Raw genomic sequence first — 3752 nt, 5'->3', positions numbered from 1 at the left:
CATAAGCTTCTGAAGCTATAGTTACCCATTTGCAATTAACTGCAAACTTTAAAATATATGAGAGCTCGCTTTCATTGTTGTCACAGATTACATAGCCATCTTCATCCATTTTCTCGCAGAATTTTTTTATGAATTGCTCTTTTGATAAGCATTCATTGTCATAGATGTGCGTAGATGTGAAAGAATTACACATATAATACCTCCTTTCTTCTCTATATAATGTTATATTGCTGATACATTATTAGTATATTGTATAAGAAAAGCAAAGTCAATATGTTTTATTGCTTTGTATAACACATCATAAGAACAAAAAAATATAATAATTAAAGGCAGTTTTGAGATTATCCTCTTAACTGCCTTTAGAATTCTTATTCTGTCTTTTTACTTACAGCTTGCTATATCGGTTTAAAATCGTAATTTGAATTAAACTTTCTTTATGAGCGCAAAAATCAACGATAACTTGCGTTTTTTATAAAAACGGTGTCATATATACAGGCAGGCAGAAAATATCCCTATCCTTGTAATAATCCTTTGTATATACAAGATATTTCCATAATATCCTGTTTGAATACTTTTCAGAAAATCTGTCCATTGATGCATGGGATTTATATCCTGATGATTTCACCTCAATAGGACATATCTTGTTTTTCCTTGCAAGAAGGAAGTCTATTTCATAATTATGACGTGACTCTTCATTCATAAATGTATGATAAAACAGCTCGTTGCCGTTTGCTGTCAGTATCTGCGCCACGATATTCTCATATAAATAGCCGAGATTAGCAGACAGCTTATCACTAAGCAGTTTCTCATATATATCATTCTCGGTAAAATCCCTGTCTTTGAACATTAATGTCGTAAACAAGCCTGTATCGCATATAAACATCTTGAATTTTGTCAGATCTTTGTTTGAGGACATACCTACATTAGGATCATTCGCATGATATGAAACAAGTACTGTTCGTGAATCCTTCATTTCTGCAATAAGCTGAAGAACGTCTTTTGCACGAGTATTGTCACTTAAAACGCTGCTGACCTGATACCGAGATGCATTTTTATTTAGCTGTGCAGGTATGGACTCAAACATCATTGAAGCACGTCCTGTCGGATCAATCTTCATAAAATCGTCTTTGTAAAGATTGAGTATATCCCGTTTTACCATATCCACCAGTTTAAAATTATTGGTTGTGATATACTCGTTTACTGCCTGCGGCATACCCCCGACAAGCATATACAATCTGAAGTTACGTAAAATCTGACGGTTCATCTGCTGCCCGAGAGGCTTTCCCATTTCATAGAATTTCCTTATAAGCTGATAGCTTGTATTATCGCCTACAGCCCACAGGAATTCCTCGTAATCCATAGGATACATATTTATTCTGCGTTCCTCGCTTGGGATTACGATATTGCTGACATTCTTCTTTATAGATATAAGGGAGCCTGTTTCGATATAATCATATCTATTGTCTTTAACGAGGTGCTTTATAGCCTGACGTGCAAGCGGACAACGCTGGACTTCATCAAATATTATCAGAGATTTTCTTTCAATCAGGTCAACTTTGTACTGCAACTGCAACTGTAAAAACAGGTAGTCGAGGTCTGACACATCTTCAAACAGCTCTATCGTAGCCTTTGAAGCTATAGAAAAATCTATGAGCATATAGCTCTCATATTCGTTTTTACCAAACTCTTCAGCTACCGTAGACTTGCCTATTCGCCTTGCGCCCTCTATAAGAAGTGCCGTTCGTCCATTGGATTCGCGTTTCCATTCCAATAATTTATCATATATCTTACGTTTAAACATTATTACACCTCGTCTTTTGACCAGAAGCCTATTCGCAAATTGTTTTGAGCGACTTTTCCACGAAATCGCAAATTGTTTTTTGCCATTATACCTCATAATCGCAAAATTGTCAAGTGTTAAAAAAATTAACACTGATATTTATATTATTCCCTTATTTCACTACAAAACCAGTTTCTGATAAAAATTCCTTAGTATTTAAAGGTAAACAACCTTGCAGCTTGGTCTTTATTCGGTACTTATTATCACTAAAAATGCCACGAAATGACCAGATTTCAGCAGAAGTCAATTAGCAATATCCTGCGAAATACAGGCATTTATTAGGCATTGCCAAATTTCACAAAAAGTCAAGACCTCATTTCAATTCCCGTACGGGTCACTTCTGTGAAGGCTCGGAAACAACGTATCTACGTTGTTTCCGAGTTTTTTCTAAAAAATGAGTTTGTACGCTATTTGTACGCTACTCATATTTTTTAGTGTACAAGCATCGCTTTTTCACATTATCCCTTATGCATAATAATGAATATTATTCATTTAGCTTTTATTGCATAGAATAGGCTCGTCTAATCGAATACTTTGACCGTTTTAATATCATAATATAGCTTTGTTAAAGTATTTTTGTCAAAATGTGTCGGATTGAATTTTATAAATCTCTCGGATTGAGTTTTGAAAATCTTTCGGATTGTACTTGTAAAATCTCACGGGTTGTGATATAATAATACCAAACGGAGGTGCTGTAATGAAAAACGAAAAATATATGCCGCGACTGATCGACCAAAAAATAGAAGAGTACCTTTCTGCTTTCGGAGCACTTTGTATAGAAGGTGCAAAATGGTGCGGAAAGACTTGTAGCTCGGCTTACCACTCCAACAGCGAGATACTGATAGGTGATCCTGCTAACAATTTTCAGAATCGTAAGCTTGCGGAAATGTCTCCAAGTATCGTACTTGAGGGAGAAGTTCCAAGACTTATCGATGAATGGCAGGAGGTTCCTCCGTTATGGGACGCAGTAAGATTTGAAGTTGATAAGCGTTCATCAAAAGGACAATTCATTCTAACAGGCTCAGCAACGCCTAATCACAAAGGAATAATGCATAGCGGTGCAGGCAGAATAGCAAGGCTCCGAATGAGACCAATGTCACTTTACGAATCGAAAGACTCAACAGGCTTTGTTTCACTGAAAGATATGATAGACGGAAAATTTACCCCGCGTATGACTGGAGAAGTTGACCTGAGAAAGCTTATGCAGCTGATTGTTCGCGGAGGCTGGCCGGGTAATCTTGATACGCCTGAATCACAGGCTCATCTTCTTCCGACACAGTATATTGACGCAGTTGTTGAAGATGATATTTTCAGACTCGACGAAGTCAAACGCGACAGCAGAAAGCTTAGGCTGTTGCTTCGTTCTCTTGCAAGAAATGAAAGTACAACTGTTACCAATAAAACCTTGAAAAAAGATATTAAAGAAATCGACGATGACGACATCAATATTGACACAGTAACTGAGTATCTTGATATCTTCAAAAGACTTTTTATAACAGATAATCTTCCTCCATTTTCGTCTAATATCCGCCCATCGGTAAGGCTCAAACAATCAGAAAAGCGTCACTTTGCAGATCCATCACTTGCTTGCGCATTACTCGGTGCAAATGCCGAAAGGCTAATAGGTGATCTTGAGACAGCAGGTTTCATGTTTGAAGCACTCTGTGAACGTGATCTCCGTATATATGCCGAGGCAAATGGTCTGAACGTATTTCATTATCAGGATTATAAGGATAAAGAGATCGACACCGTTCTTGAAGCTCCCGACGGCGAGTGGTACGCCTTTGAAATAAAGCTCGGCGCTAATCAAATTGATGAAGCAGCGAACAATCTTATTGAAATAAGCCGCAGCATAGAAGCTGACAACGGATGTCCCCCAAAGCTATTGTGTGTTATATGCGGACTATCAAAT

The 3752-nt window shown here is 37.3% G+C and carries 3 protein-coding genes; 1 reads left to right on the top strand and 2 read right to left on the bottom strand.

What is annotated here, in order from left to right; genetic code table 11:
- On the bottom strand, positions 1–193 hold a 193-nt coding region (locus tag J6U00_RS06690; RefSeq protein ID WP_296580396.1), incomplete at its 3' end, for a hypothetical protein.
- A 276-nt stretch (positions 194–469) separates the two neighbouring features.
- Positions 470–1801: an AAA family ATPase gene (locus tag J6U00_RS06685; protein WP_296580394.1), complete on the bottom strand. Its 1332-nt coding sequence runs from the start codon at positions 1799–1801 to the stop codon at positions 470–472.
- Positions 1802–2537: 736 nt separating this feature from the next.
- Between J6U00_RS06685 and J6U00_RS06680 the strand changes: the two genes are divergently transcribed.
- Positions 2538–3752 (top strand): DUF4143 domain-containing protein (locus J6U00_RS06680; protein WP_296580392.1); only part of this gene is annotated, 1215 nt, incomplete at its 3' end.

Source organism: Ruminococcus sp. (assembly GCF_017650195.1).
Lineage (GTDB): Bacteria > Bacillota > Clostridia > Oscillospirales > Ruminococcaceae > Ruminococcus.
This window is presented reverse-complemented; position numbering and strand designations above follow the sequence as displayed.

Coding starts and splice junctions, on each gene's coding strand:
- J6U00_RS06685 (WP_296580394.1), bottom strand. CDS start 1,801: ATGTTTAAACGTAAGATATATGATAAATTATTGGAATGGAAACGCGAA.